Source organism: Maritalea myrionectae DSM 19524 (genome assembly GCF_000423365.1).
In the GTDB taxonomy this organism is placed as follows: domain Bacteria; phylum Pseudomonadota; class Alphaproteobacteria; order Rhizobiales; family Devosiaceae; genus Maritalea; species Maritalea myrionectae.
On record NZ_AUHV01000005.1, the window covers coordinates 464,173 to 488,119 of the forward strand.

Below are 23,947 nucleotides of genomic sequence, written 5' to 3' on the forward strand. Positions count from 1 at the left end.
AACAGGTGCGTGAGGGTTTATTTTGAGTAAGACAAAGCAAAAAGTTGTCATTTGCTGGTTTCGGCGAGATTTGAGATTGGCCGACAATCCGGCACTTTGTGCGGCCCATGAGGCCAAACTGCCTGTATTGCCCCTTTATATCGACGATCAGGGTTTTGGCGATCAGCCCAAAGCGGGCGGGGCGTCCAATGTTTGGCTGCATCATGCCCTATCGGCGCTGGACGGCAGCATGGATGGGCGGCTGGTGTTGTTTAAAGGCAGTGCCCAGTCGGTCTTCGAAACGCTTGCAGATCAATTTGACATTGCCGCTGTGCACTGGAACCGCATGTATGAGCCTGCAGCGATTGCGCGGGACAAGGCGCTAAAGAGTTGGCTGACAGAACGTGATATTGAGGTGCGCAGCCACAATGCAAGCTTGCTTTTTGAACCATGGACGATTGAGAAAAAAGATGGCGGCCCCTACAAGGTTTTTACCCCCTTTTACAAAAAAGGCTGCCTGAATGCGGATCCGCCGCGCAAGCCGATCGCCGCACCTGCGGACCTCAATCTTTGTTCAGTGCAGCCTGAGAATGCGGTCAAACTAGACGACCTTAAGCTGTTGCCTGATCGTGATTGGGGGGCGAAAATTACCAAAGGCTGGGACATCAGCGAAGCGGGTGCACGGGCCATGTGGGACACTTTCGTCGATGAAGGCTTATTCAATTATAAGCAGGGCCGTGATTTCCCGGCAAAGCCTTATGTTTCGCGGCTGTCGCCCTATTTGCATTTCGGGCAAATCTCGCCGCACCAATTGTGGGCGGCGTTAGATCACTACGATCAAGATCGGAATGTCGAACATTATCGCTCTGAACTTGGTTGGCGTGAATTCTCAGCCTATTTGCTCTATCATTTCCCCAGCTTGCCGCAAAAAAACTTTCAACCGCAATTTGAAGGGTTTAGATGGACCCCAAATGAGACATATTTGAAGCGATGGCAGCGCGGGCAGACCGGGGTGCCGATTGTCGATGCGGGGATGCGTGAGCTTTGGCGTACGGGTTATATGCATAACCGGGTGCGCATGATTGTCGCGTCCTATCTGACCAAAAATCTGCGGCAGGATTGGCGGGACGGCATGGCCTGGTTTGAAGATTGCTTGTTTGATGCAGATTTGGCCAGCAACAGTGCTTCTTGGCAGTGGGTTGCCGGCACGGGGGCTGATGCTGCGCCCTATTTTCGTGTGTTTAACCCGGCCTTGCAGGGGCAAAAATTTGATGCGGAGGGCGAGTATATTCGCACTTATGTGCCGGAATTGCGCGATGTGCCGACGCGCTATTTGTTTGCGCCGTGGGAAGCGCCGGATGATGAGCGCAAAAAATATGGGCTCGACGGCTCTAAATACCCCGAACCCATGGTGAATTTGAAAGAATCACGCAAAGCGGCGTTGGCCGCTTATGAAAAGCACAAGGATGAGCGCGCCGCTCAAATGGAATCAGAAATCTGAGGCGATGCCCTTGTTTTCCCAATCGCCATAACGTGCTGGGTCTGGTCCCTTTTTGCCGTTGATTTCTTTGGGGGCGTATTTTTGCTTCTGGTCAATTTCAGCGCGGCGGGCCTGGGCCTCAGCTAAAGCTTGCTCAGCGATTTTTGGGTCTGGTTTTTTATCCATTGTCGATCCCCTTAAATGTGGGCGGAGTTTATCAAGTGCGACCTAGGGTGCAAGCAAAATTGTGTTCAGCTTTATGTCCCATGGTTGCGGAAAGATGGTTTGGATTTGGCAGAATTCGGCCCCAATACCGATCGTGTGGGCATTTGGGCGACGCGCCAATGTCCGGTCGTAATAGCCGCCGCCATTGCCCAGCCGATATTGTGCCGCATCAACACCTAAGAGCGGCACAACAATGATGTCAGGGTCGAGCGGGGCTGAGGCGGCGGGAATGGGAATGTTGAAATGCCCCATTTGCATTTCGCTTCGCGGCGTCCAATGGTGAAATTCGAGCGGTTGATGTTTGGCGGGCATAACAGGCAGCGAAAGGATTGCGCCACGTTTATGCATATTGGCCATCCAATCGCGGAGATCTAGTTCGCCGCGAATGGGCCAGTAGGCCGCGATAACCTTGTCCTTGGGGTCACCTATGGCTTCATTTAACAGCGTACCAATTGCTGTGGCCGTGGCGCGTCGTGCGTCTAACGAAACTGCTTTGCGTTTGGCATAGAGCTCTTGGCGGGTGGCGTTGCGAAAACGGGTGACATCGCGCACTGTATCCAGGTCCACCACATGCCCATCCACCAATTGATGGCTCATGCAGCTATTTGAACCGGAAGGTGAAGGTCGGTCTGTCATATGAAGGTGTAGTCCTTTGAGATGAGTGCCGCAGTTTGGGCACAATAGGGCGGGTATCATAGCAAGGCAAATTTTCCCCCCGGGGCACTTGCCACAAGGCGTAAACATGCCCATTTAAAGGTCTGAAAGGAATTTCGAATGGTGAATGCGATCAGAACGACATTTTTGTTGGCCGTGTTGACGGGCTTGTTTATGGCAATTGGTTTTGTCATTGGCGGGCGTGGCGGCATGATGCTGGCCCTGTTGATGGCGTTGATGATGAATATGTTTTCATTTTGGAATTCCGACAAGATCGTTCTGCGGATGCAAAACGCCAAGGCGATCAGCTTTCAACAATCACCAGATTTGCACGAAATGGTGGCGCGCCTGTCGGAAAATGCAGGTATTCCTGCGCCACAAATCTATCTGATTGAAAGTGACCAGCCCAATGCGTTTGCCACCGGACGCAACCCGGAAAATGCGGCAGTGGCCGTGTCGACGGGTTTGATCAAACGGCTCAGTTACGATGAGATTGAAGGCGTGGTGGCGCATGAGTTGGCGCACATTCGCTCACGCGATACATTGACCATGACCATTACTGCAACATTGGCCGGTGCCATTTCCATGTTGGCGCAGTTTGGTCTGTTCTTCGGCGCGCGGAACAGCAATTCGCCGATCGGGCCAATTGGGTCCATCCTGATGGTCATCGTGGCGCCAATTGCGGCATTGTTGGTGCAGATGGCCGTTAGCCGTGTGCGCGAATATGAAGCGGACCGCGATGGGGCCGAGATCACCGGCAATCCAGAAGCGCTGGCGCGGGCGCTGGATAAGATTGCCAATCATGCGAAACAAATCAGCAATGTGTATGCTCGTCGCTCGCCGGGCATGGCGCATATGTACATCATCAACCCGCTTGCGGGCAAACGGGGGGACAATTGGTTCTCCACCCACCCGAATGTGAAAAACCGGGTGGCGGCGTTGATGGAAATGGCAAAAGAGCAACAGCTGTCACAAAATGAGTCGTGGCCCCGTTCTCGCCATAATGCGGCGCAACAAACGGGCCACGCACAAAGCGCACCGCGATCTGCGGGTTGGCGGGTGCCAAAAACAGCGCGAGATCAGCGCGACAATAACGACACGTCTAAAGGGCCTTGGGGTTAAATCAATATGTCAGCAAAAAGCAATACCGCCGGATTAGACGTTCGGCGGGCAGCGGCGCAGCGCCTACAATTGGTTTTGACCGGTGCGCCGTTTATTCCGTTTGGTGCCGACGATTTTGAAGATGGGCGCGAGCGGGCGCTAGCCAATCGGTTGGTGACCACTGCGTTGCGCCGACATGGCCAAATCAATCAGGTTTTGGTCAGTGTGTTGGATAAGGGCATGCCAAAGCGGGCCGGCCTTTTTGAGCCAGCCATGCGCATTGGCATTGCTCAATTGCTGTTTATGCCCGAGCAGGGTGCTCATGCGGCGTTGCATTTGGCGGTGGAAACCATCAAACGTGATCGCCGCGCCTCGCGTTTTGCAAAGCTGGCCAATGCGGCCTTGCGCTCGGTGCAACGACAGGCTGATGATTGGCCATTGCGGGTGCAAGATTTGGTGCCTGAATGGATGTTTAAGCGCTGGACCAAGCAATATGGTGAGACGCAAGCGCATAAAATGGCGGAACTGCTATTGGCGCAGCCGCCACTTGATCTGGTGTTCAAATCGGGCGTGGAACCGCAGACGGGGGCCAACGGATTTGACGGCCTTGCGGCACTGTTGCCCCAAAGTTTCCGCTTGGCGACGCGGGATGCCAGTGTTGCCGATTTGCCCGACTATGCCGATGGTCAATGGTGGGTGCAGGATTTAAGTTCAACATTGCCCGCGCGACTTGCCGGGTCGCTGGTTGGCAAGAAGGTGCTGGACTTATGTGCGGCGCCTGGCGGCAAGACGGCCCAATTGTGCGATATGGGCGGGCTTGTGACGGCTGTGGAAATTGAACCAGATCGGTTGTCACGGTTGAAAGAAAATTTGGAACGTTTGAACTTCCACGCTGAAATGCTTGAAGCGGATGCGACACAGTTGGACGGCTTGGATGAGTTTGATGTGGTCATGCTCGATGCACCGTGCAGCGCCACAGGTACGTTTCGCCGGCATCCAGAAGTGCTATGGCATCGCAAAGAAAGCGATTTTGCACATCGGGCTGCTTTACAGTCCGAAATGTTGGGGTCTGCGGCAAAAAAAGTGGCCAAAGGTGGTCAACTGATATACTGCACCTGTTCGTTGGAGCCTGAAGAGGGCGAGAATCAGATTGAGCAGTTTTTGAAACAGCATAGTGAATTTGCGCTGGCACCTATTAAAAGCGACGAGCTCGCAGGGTGGGCAGGGCCGATTGATTTAAATGGCTATGTGCGTGCATTGCCGTGTGTCGAACTGCCAAATGGCTGCACTGGCGGCACGGATGGTTTCTTCGCAGCACGTTTGCAGCGTGTGGCATAATCGCGCCGATTTTTTAAAAATTGTTCGAAATGCATTTAAGGGGTCCATTGGATGGGCCGCAAATGCTATCCTATCACCATAGAGTAAAGTTCGGGGTTTTCGATTTGGTCATTGCGGCGGGGCAAATTTCGAAGCGTATATATACGGCTGTGATGGATTCGTTCGTCACCAGCCCGCTATTTCGGTGGACATGGGCCAACGACCATATTGGCGTGGTTTCATCCAAGTTTGTGGAAGTGCGGGCGGCCGATCATTTCAGCATCAAAGACATGATGGCCGGTCGTTATGTGCTGGGCAATAAGCATGTAGACACGCAGGGCATTAGCCCCTTTGCGGTGGAACATGCATCGCCGAAATGGTCTGACGAATTGCACCGCTTTTCTTGGCTTTATCATTTTGCGGCGGCGCGGGACGAGGGCGAAAAGCGCTTCGCCATGACTTTGGCGTTGGACTGGGTGGCCCGATATGGTGCTTTTGATCCCATGGTTTGGGGGCGCGAAACCACTGCCCAACGGGTGATCAACTGGATCAAGCATTTCGATGTGTTGACCTATGGCGCAAATGAGAGCCAGCGGGATGCCATTGTGCAATCCTTATCGCGCCAGATCCAATCGCTTGAGATGCGCCAGAATTTTGAACTGCATCCCCATATTCAGGCCTTGATCCAAATGGCCCTGCTGGGCGCAGCCATTTCCTTGGGGCGCGACACCAAAGATGTTCACGAACGCATTAGCCGCCTTAATCAAACGCTGGACGCCCAACTTAGTGATTTTGGCATGCATTTGTCACGGTCAGGAGCGGTTCATTTCAATTTGTTGTTGAACCTGGTGAGTTTGCGCCAGGGCTTGGCAACTTTTTCCCCGGATGGCGCCAAGAAATTTATCGCCATCACGCGCAAAATGTATGCAGCGCTTGGCGGTTTAACCTTGAGCAATGGCGATCTGGCTTATTTCAACATGACGGGTCAAATCCCGCATGAAGACAGTTTGGCGCTTGCGGCGCGGAGTGCCACTAAAGCTGTTTTTGGCGAATCGCGCATGTTGGCCGGTTATGGCGTTTTGTTGGGTGATGAATCGAAGCTGATCGCAGATAGCGGCAAGCGGCCACCCGCGAATATGAATGATTTTATGATGGCGGGCGCGGGCAGCTTTGAATATTCCCACCGCAATGATTTGATCGTCGGCAATTGTGGCCCCGGTGATGCTGATTTGGGGGGCGATGCGCAATTGTTTAGCCTGCCTGCCGCGCACTCCGCGTTGGAGTTGGATTATCAGGGCACCCCGCCTATCAGCACGAAGAAACTTATTGATCATTTTATTGCTGCCAATGGCGAAGGGCCGATGCGGTTGGACAGCGCTGAAAACAGCCTGATTTTTGATAATAACGGCTATGAAGCGATCACGGGTGTGCAGCACAAGCGGGTTTTGACCGTGTTGCCAAATCACGGCGATGCGTTGGTGGGGCAGGATATTTTGACCTGTGATTTGTCGCACAATAATGCGCCGGATCAATTTTTGCTGCGATTCCATTTGGGCTTGGGCGTGGAAGCGCAGTTTAATGATGCAGAAAACATGATTGAGCTGACATTGCGGTCAAAGTCGAAATGGCTGTTTTTGTTTGAAGGCGCGTCAGCCATGATTGAAGACAGTGCGCGCCAAAATTTACGTACTGGGTTGGCACCAATTCAACAAATTGTGCTCTATGGCACCGTGCAGCCGAATATCGATGTGGCATGGTCTTTTGTGCCCGAAGGGCAATAATTGGTGTGTTTGGCGGGTCGTTTTTTGAAAATGGCCGAAAATGGTTTTAAATTAGCCCAGACCGTGCTAGCGAAATCCTGAATTTTGAGGCGTTGCGCCATCGGCGGCGATGCCAATTCTGACCACGCGCACAAGATTGGGGGTCGAAAAAGTGACCATGAAACGCGCCTTACTTTCTGTTTCCGACAAAACTGGTATTGCTGAATTTGCCCGCGGGCTTGTGGCTCAAGGCATTGAGCTGATTTCAACTGGCGGCACTCGCAAATTGTTGGAAGAGGAGCAAATCCCGGTTATCGACATTGCTGAGTTGACCGGGTTCCCCGAAATGATGGACGGACGTGTGAAAACGCTTCACCCGAAAGTTCATGGTGGCCTGTTGGGGCGTCGGGATAACGACAATCACAAAAGTGCGATGCGCATTCACCAGATCTCCCCGATCGATTTGGTGGTGGTCAATCTTTACCCCTTTGCGGAAACCGTAAAGTCGGGCGCGGATTACGAGACGGTCATTGAGAATATCGATATTGGTGGCCCCGCGATGATCCGCTCTGCCGCGAAAAACCATGCGTTTGTGACGGTCGTGGTTGATCCTACCGATTATGACGATGTGTTGGATCAAATCAGCTCTACTGAAGGCATGAATTTGGCCACCCGTAAAAAGCTTGCCGCTAAAGCTTATGCGCGCACGGCCGCCTATGATTCAGCAATTTCCAATTGGTTCGCCAAGGTGCTGGAAAATGACGACATGGCCTATCGCAGTTTTGCAGGCAAGCTCGATCAGGTGATGCGCTATGGTGAAAACCCGCATCAGTGGGCCGCGTTTTATAAAGATGGTTCTGACCGGTGTGGTGTGGCCAGTGCCGAGCAGGTGCAAGGCAAAGCACTTTCTTACAACAATATCAATGATACGGATGCGGCGTTTGAGCTGGTGTCTGAGTTTGATCCGAAAGTGAGTGCCGCGGTTGCGATCATCAAGCATGCCAACCCTTGCGGTGTCGGTTTGGGCGGCGATTTGTCCGAAGCTTACGATAAGGCTTTGGCCTGCGATCCGGTGTCGGCCTTTGGTGGCATTGTGGCGCTGAACAAAGAGATCGATGAAGACGTCGCGAAAAAGATCATTGAGGTGTTTACCGAGGTGATTATTGCGCCATCGGCTACGCCGCAGGCTTTGGCGATCTTTGAAAAGAAAAAGAATTTGCGCTTGTTGTTGACGGGCGGCTTGGCTGACGTGAAGGCCGAAGGTTTGACCGTCAAATCTGTCTCAGGCGGTATGCTGGTGCAATCGCGCGACAATAAAAACGTGCTTGATTGCGATATGAAGATTGTGACGAAACGCAAACCGACAGACGCCGAAATGGCTGATTTGAAGGTCGCGGCGATTGTGGCCAAGCATGTGAAATCCAACGCGATTATTTATGCTAAGGACGGCGCAACAGTGGGCATCGGTGCGGGCCAAATGAGCCGTGTTGATTCGGCGCGGATTGCACACCGTAAATCCAAGGATGCGGCCAAAGCGCTGAAAATCAAAGGTGCCCTGACCAAAGATTCAGTTGTCGCCTCAGATGCATTTTTCCCGTTTGCTGATGGCTTGCTGTCAGCTGTGGAAGCGGGCGCCACGGCAGTGATTCAGCCAGGTGGTTCCATCCGTGATGATGAAGTGATTGCAGCTGCGGATGCAGCAGGCATCGCCATGGTCTTTACGGGTATGCGCCACTTCCGGCACTAGGTGCTCGGCTAGATAGATATAGATGGCGGCACATTGTTTGTGCCGCCATTCGTTTGTTGCACACGCGATCCCAGTCACACTGACCAACTGCTCAGGAGTGCGCGAAAATCAAGGCCGGTATTCAATTGGCTGGTTTGTACAATCAAAATCGATGGCCAGCTCGTCGGCCAGATTGCGGGCAATTTCATTGGCATTGCTATATTTGCGGGCATCGACGTGCGCCACTTGGCAGGTTGCGCCCTGTTCGATCTTGGTGACCACTAAGGTTTGGCCCTCAGGGCCGCCTTCATTGTCGGTGTAATAGCGCAAGATGGTGGCATAAGGCCGCCAATCGCCGGTGCGGTTGGTGATGCGCCACTCGATTTTGGCGCCGATCGTGTTGAATTGGGGCAGCGTTTGTTGTGCGGCCACTTCATTGACCGCATTGAGGCCATAGCTGACGAAAAAACGCAGATCGCCTTCGGCAATCATAACCGGGATGCCGCGCCAGCCGGGGCAGGCGAAGGTGGCGCCAAAATCATCTGCATTGATGATGGTGCACTCGTTCAGGTCTGTATCGGTGTAGGCCACATCAATATCAGCGGCCAACGCGCTGCCAGCTAGAGTGAGCCCGCAGAGGGCAGAAAGGGCCACACCCCACAATCGTTTTCGCGCCATTATTTCCTCCAAAATATCGTCAAAGCACTTGTGTGCGCTGATTATGGCTTGCAATCACGGCGAGGGCTAGGCATTAGTGCAGGCAAAGTTTCAATATGACCAATGGAGACCGTGATGGACTTGAACGCAATTGGAGCGGGCAAAAACCCACCTGAAGAAATCAATGTGGTGATTGAAGTGCCTGTTGGTGGCGAGCCAATCAAATATGAATTTGAGAAAGAGAGCGGTGCGATTTTTGTTGATCGCTTTTTGCACACGCCAATGCGCTATCCGGGCAATTATGGTTTTGTGCCCAACACGTTGTGTGGTGATGGTGACCCGCTGGATGTTGTGGTGATGAACTCCCGTCCGATTATGCCTGGTGCGGTGATCAAATGTCGTCCAATCGGCGTGTTGATCATGGAAGATGATGGCGGCATGGACGAAAAACTGCTCGCCTTGCCGATTTCAAAGCTCACCAAATCCTATGAGCATATCAAAGACATTTCCGATATGCCTGAGATTGAAGTGCAAAAAGTTGAACATTTTTTCACGCACTACAAAGACCTTGAGCCAGGTAAATGGGCCAAGATTGAAGGCATTAAGGGCATTGAAGAGGCCCGCAAAGTGATCATGGATTCAGTGGCACTGGCGAAAAAAGAAGGCTAAGGCCTTTTCGCTGTTTTTTGATGAGAAGGCGGGCTTTGGGGCCCGCCTTTTTTGTTGGGTAGAGTTGCTCGGCAGTGGCACTTTTTCTTGCCGCCACCGGTCGCTTCGCTCCCGTCCCCGGCACCCCCGCCGATTGGTGCGTCCGCGCAAGTAATGTGCTCGAGAGCGAAAATAAGCCTATTTTCTTGTCACGAAAATGAGGCCCACGGCGCCCATGGCAAAGAGCGCGATGATCGGGGTGATGCCGACTTGTTGCGATTGGCTCAGGCTGGTCATAACCCCCACGCTCAAAGGAGCGATAAAACTTGTCGCGCGCCCGGTGAGGGCGAAAAGCCCAAACGCCTCTGCCACTTCTGTTTTTGGCACCTGCCGGATCAGCAATGTGCGCGATGCAGCCTGCAACGCGCCGCCTGCTGCGCCAATAAGTGCGCCTGCTATGTAGAAGATGAGCAATGGGGTGGAGCTGCCGTCCTCAAGGGGCAAGATGAAGAACGCTGTTTTTGTTGTTGTCGACACCACCAAAAGACAGGTCAATATCAATATATTGCAGCACAGCGTGACGACGAATTTGGGGCCCATCTTTTTGTCAGCAAAAGCACCCGCGGTGGCGCCAAGAGCGCCAGCCGCGGCGGCAATAATGCCAAAAACACCAATTTGAATGATGGAAAGGCCTAAGACACCGCCGGCATAAATGCCACCGAAGGCGTAAAGTCCATTCAAGCCATCGCGGTAAAACATGGACGATAATAAATAGGCAAAATAGCTCTTGCGTTGGGGCAGGGTTTTGAGGGTGGTGCGCAATTTGAGTAGGCCGTTGCGTACGGCATTTTTCACCGGGGCGATGCGCGGTACATCGGGGGTGAACATAAACATCGGGATCACAAAGATCACATACCATATGGCGGTTAGCGGCCCAGAGGCGCGATCGCCTTCATGTGTCATTGGGTCAAGGCCAAGGATCGGTGTGAGCCCGAAAAGTGTTGTGCCTGTCTCTGGCGAGGCGGACATCAGGGCCAGCACCACAACCAAGGCCAATACACCGCCGACATAGCCAAGCGCCCAGCCAAAGCCGGACAGGAGGCCGATATTCTCGTCCTCCGCCAGATTGGCCATCATCGCATTGTTGAACACGGTGGCAAATTCAAAGCCGATAATGGCAAGAAAGACGCCGATGACGGCATAAAACACCCCGGATTCAGTGCCGGGGGCAGCGAAATACATTAAGCAACTGCCGAGTATCGCGAATATTGAAAAGAAGGCGATGTAGGGTTTGCGTGGCCCCGTCGCGTCAGACATGGCGCCCAAAATGGGGGCCATGATGGCAATAACGAAGCCACCAATGCCAATGGCATAGCCCCACATGGCTTGGCCATCCACAGCATTTGCGCTGAGTTTGGTGGCGAAATAGGGGGCAAAAATGAAGGTGAGGATGAGGGTGTGAAACGGCTGGGCCGCAAAATCAAACAACATCCATGCGAACTGCCCGACACGTGTTCGTGCCGGGCCTTGCTCGATATTGTGCTGTATCGCCATTAGCCTTTTGCCAGATCAGAGAGCAGACCAGCCGCAACGGACAATTTTGACACGCCAAGTGTCGTGTCGGTGATGTTCTCAACCATCTCGCGGGTGCGCGAAATGTCCGCCGAACGGGCATTGTTCCAATCGGCAAAGGCCTTTTTCATGTCATCGGCATCGAAGGCCAACACATCAAGGGTGATGTCGCGTTGGGCGCGCATCAAGTTGGCCAAGGCGCGATCGAGAGCCAGGCGGTCGTAATAGTCATGCACCGCAATGGTATCAACTTGTTCGGTGATGCGCCCCAGTTTGAAGTTTGCCAATATGGCAAAATAAGCGCGCGCTGCGTTTTCAACGCTTGTATCCGCGCGCTCGGCGATGAGCACAATTTCTGTCGCCAAAGTGAGCGCAGAAAGCTGTGCGACACGTTTCGCCAATGCACTAGGCGTCCCGCCATCTTCAAAGCCCTTGGTCTGGGTTTTGACGCTTTGAGTAATAAATTCAGGCAACAATTCATCCAGCATGTCGCGGATAATATTGATCCCTTCGGCGTAGCGTTCGACCACTTTGGACAAACCATCTTCCAAGTTGACATTGCGGATAAACCAAGCGGTTTGTTGCAGCAACAGACTGCGCAGCTCATCGTAGAGCGCCAATTGGGTTTGTCCGGACATTTTGTTGTCCAGCTCATCGATCGCGGCGTTCATATCCGTTAAGCCAAAGCTGTCGCGGGCGGCGGCGTATGCAGCGGCCACTTGTGCGGGATCAGACCCTGTAGCAGAGGCCACCCGGTGCACAAAGTCAGGCCCGCCGCGATTGATCATAGCGTTTGACAATACGGTGGCAATCACTTCGCGCCGCAAGCGGTGGTTGGTGATGGTATCGGGATATGTTGCGGTGAGCGTTTCGGGGAAATAGCGGAACAGCTCCTTACCCAAATAAGGGTCATCCGGCACATCCGATTCCAGCAATTTGGCATAGAGGGTGTTTTTGGCGTAGGCCAAAATCACCGCCAATTCTGGTCGGGTCAGGCCGCGATTGTGACTTTCCCGCTCCATCAGATCGACATGTTTGGGCAAATATTCAACCTTGCGGTTCAATTGCCCTGCCGTTTCCAAGGATTTAATGAAATCTGCATGGTAGGGCAAATCGGCCACATCGCGTCGTTCAGCCAAGGAAATGGCCAGCGTTTGCAAATAGTTGTTGCGCAAGCATAATTCGGCTACTTCGTCGGTCATCCCGGCCAAGAAGCTGTTGCGTTTGGCCATATCGATGTCGCCATCGCGGACCAAGCTGCCCAACGCAATCTTGATGTTGACCTCAAGGTCAGATGAGTTCACCCCAGCGGAGTTGTCGATGGCATCGGTATTAATGCGTCCACCATTTTGGTCAAATTCAACCCGGGCCAATTGGGTGATGCCCAAATTCGCACCTTCGCCAATCACTTTGGCGCCGACTTCCTTGCCCGTGATGCGAATAGCGTCATTGGCGCGGTCGCCCGCGTCAGCATTGCTTTCGGTGGTGGCGCGGACATAGGTGCCGATGCCGCCGAACCAGAGCAGGTCCGCTTTTGCTTTCAATATGGACTGCATCAAATCATTGGGGCTGATTTCATTTTGTTCGACGCCCAGTGCGGCTTTGGCTTCGACCGATAAGGTGATCGACTTTGAGGAGCGGGGATAAATGCCACCACCTGCTGAAAGCTTGGATTGATCGTAATCCTGCCAAGATGACCGTCCCATTTCAAACAGCCGTTTCCGCTCGGCGTAAGAACTGGCCGGATCTGGATTTGGATCGATGAAAATATCGCGGTGATCAAATGCTGCGATCAGCTTGGTTTGGTCGGACAAAAGCATGCCATTGCCAAACACGTCGCCGGACATGTCGCCCACGCCGACTGCGGTGAAAGGCTGGGTTTGAATGTCATGGTCCATTTCGCGGAAATGACGCTTCACTGCTTCCCAGCCACCACGGGCGGTAATGCCCATTTTTTTGTGGTCATAGCCGACGGACCCGCCGGAGGCGAAGGCATCGCCGAGCCAGAAATTGCGTTCTTCAGAAATGGCGTTGGCGGTGTCGGAGAAAGTTGCTGTGCCTTTATCTGCTGCCACCACAAGGTAGGGATCATCGCCATCGAGCCTATTGACGTTTTCAGGCGGCACAATCTCATCCACATCGAGATTGTCCGTGATGTCGAGCAGGGAGCCGATAAAGATTTTATAACTCGCTGTGCCTTCGGCCATAAATTCTTCGCGGCTTGGGTTGGTGGGCATTTGCTTGGGCACAAATCCACCCTTTGCCCCCACGGGCACGATCACCGCATTTTTAACCATTTGCGCTTTCACAAGGCCCAGCACTTCGGTGCGGAAATCTTCTGGTCTGTCGGACCAGCGCAGGCCGCCGCGAGCGATCATGCCGCCACGCAAATGCACGCCTTCAACGCGCGGGCTATAGACGAAAATTTCGCGGAAGGGACGCGGGTCAGGCAAACCCTTGACCTTGGACGCGTCGAACTTGATGGCCAGTGCCGGGCGGCGTTCGCCATTGGGGCGCTGGAAGAAGTTGGTGCGTAAGCTTGAATCAACGAGATTGACGAAACGGCGGAAAATAGTGTCGTCGTCGAGGCTGGTGATTTGCTCGAGCGTTGCGCGAATGGTCTCACGCGCTTTTTGCTCAACCAATTGCGCGTCGCCGTTAAAGTTCGGGTTGTGCCGAGCATGGAACAGATCCACGATCGCTTTGGCGGTCAGTGGGTGTTTCGACAATGTTTCCCACATATAGCGCTGGGAATAGGTGATGTCGGTTTGCTTCAAATAGCGCGACAAAGCACGGATAATAGCGATATTGTCCCACGACATTGCGGCGAATAATGCCAGTCGGTTATAGCCATCATTTTCGGCTTCTTTATACCAGACCGCTTTGATCGCCCGCTCAATGTTGGCCGCGATCTCTGTCAAATCGCCTTCAAACTCTGCCACTTTCAGGGTCATGTCATGCAGCACACGTTCTTCTTCGTCTTCCGGACTGACCGTGTAGGTGCGTTCGTTGACCACGGTGAAGCCGAAATTCTCGAGCAAGGGAACGCGGGCGCTTAGAGGGATTGCTGTTGATCGGTGATAAATCTTGAGGGAATAGGCGTTTTCGCGGCGGGCATGTTTGTCTAGGCGCACGCCGATTTTGACGTCATCATCAAGCTGTTTGAAGTGCTCAATATCGTTGAGCGCGGCAGCATAAGGATATTTTTCCTGATAGGCGATGGTGAACGCATTCACATAGGGTGCGATCGAGCGTGGATCATCGACCAAAGAGGCAAGCCAGTCGCCATAAGAGCGGGTGAGGTTGGTGATGTGTTCTTCCAACTCATCGCGATCCGGTTGGGGTGTTTTGCCGCCATTGCGCCCCAGAATAAAATGAACCGATGCCAATTCACCTTCAGGGAAATTGGGATAGAAGGCGGAGACCCTTGCGTCATACTTTTCGGCCAAATATTCGCCCACTTGGCGGCGAATGTGCGAATTATATTTGTCGCGGGCCATAAACAGCAACACCGACACAAAGTTGTCGAACGGGTCAATGCGCGGCAACACGCGAACACGCGGACGGTCTGCCAATTCCGAAATGGTGGTGGCAAACTCGTACAGCAGTTTCTCGTCAATTTGGAATAGTTCTTCACGCGGATAATTGTCCAACGCATTCATAAGCGCTTTGCCAGAATGCGAGTTTGGCGAGTGGCCAGAACGTTGCATCACGTGCATCACCTTACGGCGCAGCAAGGGCACTGAGGTGTGAGGCGTGGCCAAGGACATCGATGTGAACAAGCCGAGAATGCGCAACTCACCGCTGAGTTCGCCTTCGTCATTATATAATTTTACGCCGACATAATCCATGTGCACGCGACGGTGCACAACGGATTTGATATTGGCCTTGGTCACCATCAAGGGATCGGCTTTTTGCAAAAAGGCCACGTGCTGATCGGTCATTTCCACATAGTCGGAACCATGGCGCAAGAAATAGAGGTCGGGGTCTTTTAAGATGCCGAGCCCGCTTTCGCGCAATGGTTCAAGATGGGGTGCGCCGTTTTCGTTTATCAGGCGATATTCGCGCATGCCCAAAAACGTGAAATTATGGTCCGCAAGCCAGCCGAGAAAGTGCATGCTTTCGGCCAAAACGGCTTCTTCGATTTTGGGTGGGTTGTCGCGATAATGGCGGACGGTTTCACCCAGTTTTTCCAGCATGGGCCGCCAGCCATTCACAGCGTGGCGCACTTGCGTGAGGGTGTTGTCCAGTTCTTCTACCAGCACTTCCTGGTTGTTGGCGCTCAGCCCGGGCCGATAATGAACGTGCAAGAGGCTTTCTTTTTGACCGCCTTCTTCAAATTTTTCGAGCACCTCGATGCCCTGCTCAGTTTTGCGCACGGGCAAAATGGGGTGGGCAAACAAGATGATATCCGCGCCCGAAGATCGAATAGCGGCCAAGCCACTATCGACAATAAAGGGCATGTCCGCATTGAAGACATCAACAATATGGTCACGGTGCAGGTCTTCTGGCACCCAATTGGAGATATGATGGCCGTTTGTTTCGCGTCGGCCGAGATGTTCATAGGCCCTGATCGCCGCATCCAGCAGTTCCGACAAATCTTTGTTCTTCAAATCGCCATCTTCGATCGAGTCCACCAGATGGCCCAAAAAGTTGAGAAAGCTTTGATCGGTGAGACTTCTAGAGTGAGCAAGTTCGATGAGCTGAGACTTGTAAGCGCTCGTGGCCTGCGCCATTTGGGTATCCCCTTTTTGATTTTAATTATGTTGAGTTTAAACAGGGATAGTAAAGAATGTCAGTAGTCTTTTTGGAGGGGTCAAAGAGAAATTGTTTGCGCGTGTGCAGACCAATTGACTGCAGCGGATGGACGATTCTCCCCGGATCGTGACTTGACCGCGCTTTGCGCGGGTTTTAGAAACGGTTTACTCAGGCAATTTTTGAACGAAAGACCGTGTAAAATGGGTAATCCTCGTACACTTTATGACAAGATTTGGGACGATCACTTGGTGGCCAATAATGAAGATGGCACGAGCCTTCTTTATATTGATCGTCACCTTGTGCATGAGGTCACGAGCCCACAGGCTTTTGAAGGGCTGCGCATGGCCAGCCGCAAAGTGCGGGCGCCGCAGCGCACCTTGGCCGTGGTGGATCATAATGTGCCGACAACTGACCGCTCTCAGGGCATTGATGATCCGGACAGCAAAATCCAGGTGGATACGCTGGCGAAAAACGCTGCCGATTTTGGCGTTGAATATTTCAACGAGTTGGATAAGCGCCAGGGCGTTGTGCACATTGTGGGGCCAGAGCAAGGCTTCACCCTGCCGGGCATGACCATTGTTTGTGGCGACAGCCACACTTCCACCCATGGTGCATTCGGCGCGTTGGCGCATGGCATTGGCACCTCGGAAGTGGAGCATGTGCTGGCCACTCAGACCCTGATTCAATCCAAAGCCAAAAATATGCGCGTGACCGTGAACGGCAAATTGCCCAAAGGCGTGACCGCGAAAGATATCGTCTTGACCATCATTGGTGAGATCGGCACCGCGGGCGGCACTGGCCATGTGATTGAATATGCCGGCGAGGCCATCCAGGAGCTTTCTATGGAAGGCCGGATGACTGTTTGTAACATGTCGATCGAAGCGGGCGCCCGTGCTGGTTTGATCGCGCCGGATGAAAAGACCTTTGAATATATTGAGGGCCGTCCGCGCGCGCCAAAAGGTGAAGCCTTTGAAATGGCCAAAGCCTATTGGAAAACACTGCACACGGATGAAGGCGCAAAGTTCGACAAGGAAATTACCCTTGATGCATCTGACTTGCCTCCAATCGTGACCTGGGGCTCAAGCCCAGAGGACGTGGTTTCCATTAATGGCGAAGTGCCGAACCCCGATGATATTGAAAATGAAAACAAGCGGGATTCAAAATGGCGTGCGCTTGATTATATGGGCCTGAAGCCGGGCACCAAGATCACCGACATCACCATTGATCGCGTGTTTATCGGCTCGTGCACCAATGGCCGGATCGAAGATTTCCGCGCTGCTGCTGAAGTGCTGAAGGGCAAAAAGGTCGCTGAAGGCGTGAATGTGATGATCGTGCCGGGCTCTGGTTTGGTGAAAGCACAGGCCGAAGAAGAAGGCTTGGACAAAATCTTCCTCGACGCGGGTTGTGAATGGCGCGAGCCGGGTTGTTCCATGTGCTTGGCAATGAATGCCGACAAACTGAAGCCAGAAGAGCGCTGTGCCTCTACCTCAAACCGTAACTTTGAGGGTCGCCAAGGCTTTAAGGGCCGGACGCACCTCGTGTCGCCGTCTATGGCTGCGGCTGCTGCAGTTGCGGGGCGGTTTGTGGATGTGCGCGACCTTTAAGCGCTGGCACCGCCACCCTAATTGACAAGAAAGCCCCTGATCAGCTTTGCTGGTGAGGGGCTTTTTGTTGGAGGGCATGGTGCAGATCACGACAACCCGTATCGGGATCATCCTGATGGCGCTGACCATGGTGGTTGGCCCTTGGTTCAGTCCACCTGGTTTTGATTGGGTGCGCCACACCACCTCCGAACAGGCCGGACAGCTCACCGCCGGGGCCTATTTGATGCGGTTTGGCTTTGTGGCGCTGGGGCTGGGCATTTTTATCGACGCGCTGGAAGTGGCAAAGCGGCGCCAATGGGCAAACAGCCTGTTTCTGGTGTTCGGCCTGGCGATGATTTTGGTGGCCGCCTTTTCAACGCGGCCGATTGATCTCACGCTCACCTATGATCTGACCGATGATTGGCTGCACAGCTTTTTCGCCACGCTGATGGGCTTTGCTTTTGGCTTTGGGGTGGGGTGGCGGATGATTTATATGCGTGCGCCGCTTGAATTGACCCTTAGCGGCTTGGCCGCGTTGGCCTCCATCGTCTTGCCGCTTCTAATGTGGCAGATGCCGGACTATGCCGGGGTTTGGCAACGCTTGATGTTTGGGATCAGTTTTGTCTGGTTTTGGCTCTATCTGCCGCCTGCACCGTCAGCCGTTAATCGCTGATCAGGGTCGCCAATTTATAGGCTTTAGCCTCTTCAGGCGTGAAATAATAAAGTCGTTGTGGCGGGGTTTCGAGGGCATGTACCCATAGGGCGCTATCCACCCCCATATCGGCCAGATGTTTGGTGATCAGCGCCGTGATGGATTGGGCGTCGGACATGGCCTGCGCCGGATTGCGGGTGGCGTTGGGATCGTTGGCGGGCACATAGATTTGATGCACGCCAAGATTGGCGCGCTGGTGCATATCGCGCTTGATGCCGGCGGCAAAAATAAGCGGGCAGGATGAGGCACAATAGCCGCCTGCCGGCACGCGCATATTCAGTTTCAACTCGCGCACCAATTTAGCTAGGGCCAGCGCATCATCAACTGAACCGCCGGGGGAGCTGATGTCCACCCAATCCACATATTCCGCCATGCGCTTGAGGTCCGGCTCCAGCCGCGCAAAGGCCCCCACATCAATCGAGCCCTGCAAGGTCAGTCGGTTGCCCGACTCGAGGGTGGCGGTCAGCGGTTGTTGCAAGGTTTCGCGTGGCAATTCCACCCGTTCGCTGGGGGAAAATTGCGGATTGTTGGGGTTGATTTCGGGCCGGTCCACTGCGGGCAGGATGGGCGTATCACCCTGTTGCGGGTTATAGGGGGCGGCGGACTGCTGGTTATAGAGCTGATCAAAATCGAGCCATAGGACCACGCCGCTGGCAAAGAGCAGCACAAAAAACACCGCCCGCATTAAGCGGCCATCATCCAGCCAAAATCGGGTTTTGGTTTTCGTGCTCATCGCCTAATGCTTTTTGTCCCTGAGGGGCGTGATATTGTCGTCGCGCTTGTCTTTTGGATCGTCCGAATCCGTTGACGTTTTGTCGTCTTCAGCATTGCTGTCCGGCTCGGGCGCTTCATCCGTGGGCAGTTTTTCGCTGGCGGCATGTTCGATGGCCTTTTGCACCTGCTCGGGCGGCAAATCTGCATTCATGTCGCGGAACAAGGCCACGGCGCGCATCATTTCTGCCGCCGTGATTTTGTCGGCCACATCAAGCGTCCGCGCTTCGCGGCGAGAGGCGGAATGCACCACCGAAAGGATCAGCACCAAGACCATAGGCAGCAAGTCGATGGAGATCGCCCCGGCCCAGGAGGGCAGGAAGTCGCGGGCATAGAGCAACACCGCTTCCGGGGTGGAGAGCGGCACAAAGCGCCGGGCGGGCACGCCGGGCTGGTTGAGAATATCCTGCGCTGCGGCCTGCAAGGCTTTGGATTGGGCCGCGACAGCCTCCATGATGGAGCGCATCACCCGATCCTGCCTGTTGGCCAGATCCTGGGTGCCGCCATCGGCGACGGGGGCAATAAAGCCTAAGGACAAATCTTCTGCCGCACGGCTTACCGAGGCGGCGATGGACGTTTCCTGCAGGGACGAAATAACGCCTGTCAGCGCCAGTGCTTCGGCGGCAAACTCATCGGCGCGGGGCTGCACTTCCCCATCGCCCGAGACCAGCGCCCGCATATTGGCCAAATGCTGTGAGCCTTGTTCAAATTGGGTGGCCGCGGTTTCGCGGGAGGCGAGGATCGAGGCGCTCAATTCGTCCAGTTGCTGTGACATCTGGGTGAGCAATTGCACCACGGAGCCGGAACCAGAGGTGCCGGTGAGGGCGCCGGACTGGCGCTCATCCTGCGCAAGCCGCGAAAAGCGCACCGAGGCGCGTTGCACGTCAGGCAATAGGCTTTGGGCGGCCAAAGCCTTATCGTGGGCTTTGTCGAGATCGGCAACATAATCTTCAAGGGTGACCGCCAAATGCTGCTCTAGGGCGGCGGAGCCAGCGAGGGCCGCAGCATTCAACCATGACGACATGGCGACAATCATGAGGCTGCCCAGCCCCATCACCGCGATCAGGGCGCCGCGCCGGGCGCTGTCGCGCATCAGGGGCAGAAAGCGCATCATGTAGGTCCAGAAGGCATAAATGCCCACGGACACAGCGGCGGAATAAACGATCGCAGCGAAGAACACCAGATCGGCGGAACCATCAATCAGGCTGCGCACGCCGAGATAGGTATAAACGCCACTGGCCAGTGCCAATGTGGCCAGCGCAAACCGCGTCATCAATTCAAGTGACTTCACGCCCTCTTTCAGGCGTGCCGCATTATTCTGATCAAGCATAGATGTGCCTTTGGTTTCCCTGTTGGCCCATTAAAACGGGAAAAACGCGGCCATAAAAGGGCAAAGGCCGCAAATGTTAAGACGCGGTTAATGGCGTGCGACGTCAGATTTGGGCGGGGCGATCAAGGTGACGACATAAAAGACCAGCCAGCCATAGACCAATGTTTCAAACAAGCGCTGGATCAACCCGACCCGGGGATTGTCCGGCATCAAGTTTGCCAACAGCACCAGCAAAATCACCGGCATGATCAGCCCCAATGGGGTCAGCAGGCTTTTGCCCAGCCATTTGCGGGCGTGCAGCGACAGGATCGCCATGCCGATAATGGCGGAGAGATAGGCGAGCAGGGCGCTGGTCATATGAATGATATGGCTTGTCGATGGGGTTGCCGGGCGGCACGCGGCATCGCAAGGGAAAAAGGAGGCAACAATGACCAGCAAAGGATAGAGCGCCAAAATCGCCAGCCCGACGGTGCCGGGCAGACTGCGGGGTAAGCTGGAAAAGACCAGCGCCAAGGCGCCAAGCAATATCAGCGCGGCGGCAAAAAAGCTGCCAAAATTGACAAGGTTGGGAAAGGGCGAATCTGCCGCCCCAAGCTCGCTCATAAATTGCGATATATGACTATAGTCGGGAAAATTTGCCCCGGCGATGGCCACGGTGACCATAATCCAGAGATAGCTCAAAATTGTCAGCACCAGGGCCAGCTTTGGCTTGTTCATTTGATCCTCCCGTCCCACATCTTATCTGGATAATGTAGGTCGGGAGAGGATCTTTGCAATGGCTGAGGAACGTTTAGAGCGTGGCGGCCAGGTCTAGCGACAGGGTTGCCATTTCTTCAAGTGAGCTCTGGCGTGCATCCGCATCAATTTCATCGCCGGTGATCAGGCAATCGGTCATGGTGCAGATGGCGATGGCTTTGCGGTTGAACTTGGCGGCGAGCGTGTAAAGCGCTGCGGCTTCCATCTCCACGGCCAGAATATCGTGGTCGAGCAAAGGCTGGTAACCCTTGGCCCCGCCTTCAACATAGAACACATCTGATGAGACAATGCCGCCAGCGTGAAATTTCATTTTACGCTCGTCGGCAAGATTGGCGGCTTTGCGCAGCAGATCAAAATCGGCGTGCGGGGCATAATGATAACGGCCAAAGGTGCCTGCATTCATGGCGCTGTCGGTGGAGGCGGCAACGCCCAACACCACATCACGCACCTTGACCTTTTCGTTCAGCCCGCCGCAGGTGCCGATGCGGATAAAGTTTTTGGCGCCGTAAAGATTGATCAGCTCATGCACATAAATGGCCAGGGAGGGTTGGCCCATGCCCGTGGCCTGCACCGAGACTTTTTTGCCTTTGTAGGTGCCGGTATAGCCGAGGCAATTGCGCACAGAATTGACCAGTTTTGCTTCGTCCAGAAAGGTTTCGGCCACCCATTTGGCGCGCAAGGGATCGCCGGGCAGCAGCACGGTTTCGGCATAGGCATCTGTGGGGGCATGGTTATGTGGCGTCATGATTTTTCCTGTTGGTCAAAATATCTGCGCATATCTAGCCACTTTTTGCGCCCAAATTCAACGATGGCGCGCGCGGGCGACTTGACGCGGTTTTGCCGCTGGTGCATTTGAAGGGTCTGGGCTTTAAAAGTGGTTCAAGCCCTGATGAAAGGATATTGCGACAGATGGATAAGTTCACAACATTGACCGGGGTTGCCGCCCCATTGCCGTTGATCAATATCGATACCGATATGATTATCCCGAAACAATATCTCAAAACCATCAAGCGCACGGGCCTTGGCGTGGCTGCCTTTGCTGAAATGCGCTATGAAGAAGATGGCAAAACCGAAAAGCCGGATTTTGTGCTGAACAAGCCAGCTTATCGCAATGCGTCCATTCTGGTCGCGGGCGACAATTTTGGCTGTGGTTCCAGCCGTGAGCACGCCCCATGGGCGCTGAAAGATTTTGGTATTCGCTGCGTGATTTCCACCAGCTTTGCTGACATTTTTTACAATAACTGCTTTAAAAACGGCATTTTGCCAATCGTGGTGACTGAAGAGCAGTTGAAAGAATTGCTGGATGATGCGTCTCGCGGGTCGAATGCGACGTTGACCGTGGATCTGGAAGCGCAAACCATTCAGGGCCCTGATGGGGGTACGGTTGAGTTTGATATTGACCCGTCGCGCAAAAATGCATTGCTGCAAGGTTTGGACGATGTGGGCCTGACCATGGAAAAAGGCGAAGCGATCTCAACATTTGAAGATAAAGTGGCTGAAGATCGGCCTTGGATCTAGTCGATGGGCATCAAGCGCATTTCCACAGGATCGCCTTTTGAGAAAAAGGCGGGATATTCCCGCGCGATTGTGGATGGTGATATGGTCTATGTGGCCGGCACCACCGGCTACGACTATGAAACCATGCAGATGCCGGACGATGTGCAGGTGCAGGCCGACAATTGCCTTTTGACCATTGAAAAAGCGTTGAAAGAGGCGGGCGCATCGCTCAAGGATGTGGTGCGCGCGCATTATTACATCACCGATGCCAATGATGCGGAAAAAGTGTTCGAGATCACCGGCAAATATTTTGCCGAGGTCCGGCCCGCGGCCACCATGGTGGTGTGTGGTTTGATCAAGCCTGAAATGAAGGTGGAAATTGAAGTCACCGCGCGCATTGGGGCAGGCGATAGCGCTTGACCTTTCCCTAAGTGGAAGCGGTTTTATGATCACGCCATAGTTTGGGGTGATCATTTATGTTTTCCTTTTCAAAAGACGCGATCCTCTTTGGTGTCGCTGTCATGCTGGCCTTTCTGGTCGCATTACACCTGATTTTTCCGCATTATCCGCTGCAGGTGGCCGCCGGGGCTTTGATGCTGATCGGGCTGGTCTATCCCATTTTACTGCTCGGCCATCATCACAGTGCCCAGCAACAGCGTGATGAAGTTTTGGCCGCATTGGTGACCTATGGGTTGGCGGTGGTTGGGTTGGCGATCTGGCCCTGGGCCGTGCCCATCGGGTTGGCGGCGCATGCGGTTTGGGATTTTATCAAACATAATACGGGTCGCGGGGCGAAAGTGGTGAGCTGGTATCCGCCCATGTGCATCGTGGTAGATTTGCTGGCCGCGGCCTATGTGATTGTGTTGCTGCTCGCCGGCTGGATTTAGCCTGCGGCGAAACAAGCACTGGTCACCTGCGTGTCGGTCAGCTATACCTCCATACGTTAGCGTATGGTGGAGAGAGTTATGCTTTATGTGTTTGCTGGGTTGGCCGATTTGATTTTGTCCCTGTTGCATGTGCTGGTGATTGTGGTGGGCGGCGACGCCTATATCTTTTTGCGCGCTGGTAGAGTGATGGCGGCGGCGGATGTGGCCGGAGACATCTGGCCTGCGCTTTTGACCTTGGCGATTGCCACCGTGTTTCTGATCTGGAGCCTGATTTGTTTTTGGGCGGCGTTCAAGGATCGGTTTGGCAAGATGGTGCGGGTGCTGGTGGGGTTGATCGGGGCGGTTTTTGTGCTGCGCGGGTCAGCGCTATTCTTTCAGTTTTTCGGGCTCACCTTGTTTTCCGATGGTGAAAGCCCGGTTTTCCGCGACTTTGCCTTTTCGTCCTTGGCGTTGGTGATTGGCGCCCTGCATCTTTATGCCGTCTATCGCAATCAGAGGCTGCGGCGTTGATCCATAAGAGCTGAGCAGAACGCA

At 54.0% G+C, this 23,947-nt stretch carries 21 protein-coding genes; 12 read left to right on the forward strand and 9 right to left on the reverse strand.

Annotated features, from left to right (window positions below):
• The first annotated feature begins 22 nt into the window (after positions 1-22).
• Positions 23-1,480: a cryptochrome/photolyase family protein gene (locus G549_RS0116330; RefSeq protein WP_027835921.1), complete on the forward strand. Its 1,458-nt coding sequence runs from the start codon at positions 23-25 to the stop codon at positions 1,478-1,480.
• Here G549_RS0116330 and G549_RS20755 read toward each other — a convergent pair.
• Entirely contained in the window at positions 1,469-1,645 is a 177-nt protein-coding gene (locus G549_RS20755) for a DUF1674 domain-containing protein (RefSeq protein ID WP_036223104.1), read from the reverse strand. The two genes, G549_RS0116330 and G549_RS20755, sit on opposite strands and share 12 nt — an antisense overlap.
• Positions 1,646-1,687: 42 nt before the next feature.
• Complete coding sequence (locus G549_RS0116340) at positions 1,688-2,320, reverse strand: 5-formyltetrahydrofolate cyclo-ligase (RefSeq protein WP_027835922.1); 633 nt, start codon at positions 2,318-2,320, stop codon at positions 1,688-1,690.
• Positions 2,321-2,461: 141 nt separating this feature from the next.
• Here G549_RS0116340 and htpX point away from each other — a divergent pair, with 141 nt between their 5' ends.
• The 4 genes from htpX to purH all read left to right on the forward strand — a co-directional run bounded on the left by htpX (position 2,462) and on the right by purH (position 8,263).
• Positions 2,462-3,460: a zinc metalloprotease HtpX gene (htpX, locus tag G549_RS20760; RefSeq protein ID WP_084634232.1), complete on the forward strand. Its 999-nt coding sequence runs from the start codon at positions 2,462-2,464 to the stop codon at positions 3,458-3,460.
• 6 nt (positions 3,461-3,466) lie between these two features.
• Positions 3,467-4,777 carry an RsmB/NOP family class I SAM-dependent RNA methyltransferase gene (locus tag G549_RS0116350; RefSeq protein WP_036223107.1) on the forward strand — a complete coding sequence of 437 codons (1,311 nt, stop codon included), beginning with the start codon at positions 3,467-3,469 and terminating at the stop codon, positions 4,775-4,777.
• Between the two features lie 152 nt (positions 4,778-4,929).
• A complete protein-coding gene (locus G549_RS0116355; protein WP_027835924.1) occupies positions 4,930-6,537 on the forward strand; it encodes a heparinase II/III family protein in 1,608 nt (535 codons plus the stop codon).
• Positions 6,538-6,646: 109 nt separating this feature from the next.
• The gene (gene purH / locus G549_RS0116360; protein ID WP_051214009.1) at positions 6,647-8,263 is read left to right on the forward strand and encodes a bifunctional phosphoribosylaminoimidazolecarboxamide formyltransferase/IMP cyclohydrolase; all 1,617 of its coding nucleotides are present in this window, start codon (positions 6,647-6,649) and stop codon (positions 8,261-8,263) included.
• A 108-nt stretch (positions 8,264-8,371) separates the two neighbouring features.
• Here the strand turns inward: purH and G549_RS0116365 are convergent, their stop codons facing one another.
• Positions 8,372-8,920 carry a hypothetical protein gene (locus G549_RS0116365; protein ID WP_027835926.1) on the reverse strand — a complete coding sequence of 183 codons (549 nt, stop codon included), beginning with the start codon at positions 8,918-8,920 and terminating at the stop codon, positions 8,372-8,374.
• A gap of 114 nt (positions 8,921-9,034) precedes the next feature.
• Here G549_RS0116365 and ppa point away from each other — a divergent pair, with 114 nt between their 5' ends.
• Positions 9,035-9,568, forward strand: coding sequence for an inorganic diphosphatase (gene ppa, locus G549_RS0116370; protein ID WP_027835927.1), 534 nt, complete (start codon positions 9,035-9,037; stop codon positions 9,566-9,568).
• 177 nt (positions 9,569-9,745) lie between these two features.
• Here ppa and G549_RS20765 read toward each other — a convergent pair whose 3' ends face one another.
• Complete coding sequence (locus G549_RS20765; RefSeq protein WP_036223114.1) at positions 9,746-11,101, reverse strand: MFS transporter; 1,356 nt, start codon at positions 11,099-11,101, stop codon at positions 9,746-9,748.
• On the reverse strand, positions 11,101-15,855 hold the full coding sequence (locus G549_RS0116380) for an NAD-glutamate dehydrogenase (RefSeq protein ID WP_027835928.1): 4,755 nt from the start codon (positions 15,853-15,855) through the stop codon (positions 11,101-11,103). The genes G549_RS20765 and G549_RS0116380 overlap by 1 nt, the downstream gene beginning before the upstream one ends.
• A gap of 222 nt (positions 15,856-16,077) precedes the next feature.
• Here G549_RS0116380 and leuC point away from each other — a divergent pair, with 222 nt between their 5' ends.
• Entirely contained in the window at positions 16,078-17,481 is a 1,404-nt protein-coding gene (leuC, locus tag G549_RS0116385) for a 3-isopropylmalate dehydratase large subunit (protein ID WP_027835929.1), read from the forward strand.
• Positions 17,482-17,560: 79 nt separating this feature from the next.
• Positions 17,561-18,133: a DUF998 domain-containing protein gene (locus G549_RS0116390; RefSeq protein WP_169449671.1), complete on the forward strand. Its 573-nt coding sequence runs from the start codon at positions 17,561-17,563 to the stop codon at positions 18,131-18,133.
• On the opposite strand, the gene G549_RS0116395 is transcribed toward G549_RS0116390, so the two are convergent.
• The 4 genes from G549_RS0116395 to deoD all read right to left on the reverse strand — a co-directional run bounded on the left by G549_RS0116395 (position 18,123) and on the right by deoD (position 21,774).
• Positions 18,123-18,905, reverse strand: coding sequence for a COG3904 family protein (locus tag G549_RS0116395; RefSeq protein WP_027835931.1), 783 nt, complete (start codon positions 18,903-18,905; stop codon positions 18,123-18,125). The two genes, G549_RS0116390 and G549_RS0116395, sit on opposite strands and share 11 nt — an antisense overlap.
• A 3-nt stretch (positions 18,906-18,908) precedes the next feature.
• On the reverse strand, positions 18,909-20,273 hold the full coding sequence (locus G549_RS20770; RefSeq protein ID WP_084634222.1) for a hypothetical protein: 1,365 nt from the start codon (positions 20,271-20,273) through the stop codon (positions 18,909-18,911).
• 87 nt (positions 20,274-20,360) lie between these two features.
• Positions 20,361-20,990 carry a DUF998 domain-containing protein gene (locus G549_RS20775; protein WP_051214011.1) on the reverse strand — a complete coding sequence of 210 codons (630 nt, stop codon included), beginning with the start codon at positions 20,988-20,990 and terminating at the stop codon, positions 20,361-20,363.
• 73 nt (positions 20,991-21,063) lie between these two features.
• A complete protein-coding gene (deoD, locus tag G549_RS0116410) occupies positions 21,064-21,774 on the reverse strand; it encodes a purine-nucleoside phosphorylase (protein ID WP_027835932.1) in 711 nt (236 codons plus the stop codon).
• Positions 21,775-21,938: 164 nt separating this feature from the next.
• On the opposite strand from deoD, the gene leuD reads away from it, so the two are divergent.
• From leuD to G549_RS20780, 4 genes are all read left to right on the forward strand, one after another.
• Positions 21,939-22,547: a 3-isopropylmalate dehydratase small subunit gene (gene leuD / locus G549_RS0116420; protein ID WP_027835933.1), complete on the forward strand. Its 609-nt coding sequence runs from the start codon at positions 21,939-21,941 to the stop codon at positions 22,545-22,547.
• Between the two features lie 3 nt (positions 22,548-22,550).
• Entirely contained in the window at positions 22,551-22,946 is a 396-nt protein-coding gene (locus G549_RS0116425; RefSeq protein ID WP_027835934.1) for a RidA family protein, read from the forward strand.
• A gap of 56 nt (positions 22,947-23,002) precedes the next feature.
• Positions 23,003-23,413 (forward strand): hypothetical protein, encoded by a 411-nt coding sequence (locus tag G549_RS0116430; RefSeq protein WP_027835935.1) that lies wholly within the window; start codon positions 23,003-23,005, stop codon positions 23,411-23,413.
• Positions 23,414-23,491: 78 nt separating this feature from the next.
• Complete coding sequence (locus G549_RS20780; protein ID WP_027835936.1) at positions 23,492-23,923, forward strand: hypothetical protein; 432 nt, start codon at positions 23,492-23,494, stop codon at positions 23,921-23,923.
• The last annotated feature ends 24 nt before the right edge of the window (positions 23,924-23,947 follow it).

Excerpts from the sequence above, each read along its gene's own strand:
- G549_RS20755 (WP_036223104.1), bottom strand. The coding sequence starts at position 1,645 with ATGGATAAAAAACCAGACCCAAAAATCGCTGAGCAAGCTTTAGCTGAG.
- G549_RS0116340 (WP_027835922.1), bottom strand. The coding sequence starts at position 2,320 with ATGACAGACCGACCTTCACCTTCCGGTTCAAATAGCTGCATGAGCCAT.
- G549_RS0116350 (WP_036223107.1), top strand. The coding sequence starts at position 3,467 with ATGTCAGCAAAAAGCAATACCGCCGGATTAGACGTTCGGCGGGCAGCG.
- G549_RS0116355 (WP_027835924.1), top strand. The coding sequence starts at position 4,930 with ATGGATTCGTTCGTCACCAGCCCGCTATTTCGGTGGACATGGGCCAAC.
- purH (WP_051214009.1), top strand. The coding sequence starts at position 6,647 with ATGCCAATTCTGACCACGCGCACAAGATTGGGGGTCGAAAAAGTGACC.
- G549_RS0116365 (WP_027835926.1), bottom strand. The coding sequence starts at position 8,920 with ATGGCGCGAAAACGATTGTGGGGTGTGGCCCTTTCTGCCCTCTGCGGG.
- ppa (WP_027835927.1), top strand. The coding sequence starts at position 9,035 with ATGGACTTGAACGCAATTGGAGCGGGCAAAAACCCACCTGAAGAAATC.
- G549_RS20765 (WP_036223114.1), bottom strand. The coding sequence starts at position 11,101 with ATGGCGATACAGCACAATATCGAGCAAGGCCCGGCACGAACACGTGTC.
- G549_RS0116380 (WP_027835928.1), bottom strand. The coding sequence starts at position 15,855 with ATGGCGCAGGCCACGAGCGCTTACAAGTCTCAGCTCATCGAACTTGCT.
- leuC (WP_027835929.1), top strand. The coding sequence starts at position 16,078 with ATGGGTAATCCTCGTACACTTTATGACAAGATTTGGGACGATCACTTG.
- G549_RS0116395 (WP_027835931.1), bottom strand. The coding sequence starts at position 18,905 with ATGAGCACGAAAACCAAAACCCGATTTTGGCTGGATGATGGCCGCTTA.
- G549_RS20770 (WP_084634222.1), bottom strand. The coding sequence starts at position 20,273 with ATGCTTGATCAGAATAATGCGGCACGCCTGAAAGAGGGCGTGAAGTCA.
- G549_RS20775 (WP_051214011.1), bottom strand. The coding sequence starts at position 20,990 with ATGAACAAGCCAAAGCTGGCCCTGGTGCTGACAATTTTGAGCTATCTC.
- deoD (WP_027835932.1), bottom strand. The coding sequence starts at position 21,774 with ATGACGCCACATAACCATGCCCCCACAGATGCCTATGCCGAAACCGTG.
- leuD (WP_027835933.1), top strand. The coding sequence starts at position 21,939 with ATGGATAAGTTCACAACATTGACCGGGGTTGCCGCCCCATTGCCGTTG.
- G549_RS0116425 (WP_027835934.1), top strand. The coding sequence starts at position 22,551 with ATGGGCATCAAGCGCATTTCCACAGGATCGCCTTTTGAGAAAAAGGCG.
- G549_RS0116430 (WP_027835935.1), top strand. The coding sequence starts at position 23,003 with ATGTTTTCCTTTTCAAAAGACGCGATCCTCTTTGGTGTCGCTGTCATG.
- G549_RS20780 (WP_027835936.1), top strand. The coding sequence starts at position 23,492 with ATGCTTTATGTGTTTGCTGGGTTGGCCGATTTGATTTTGTCCCTGTTG.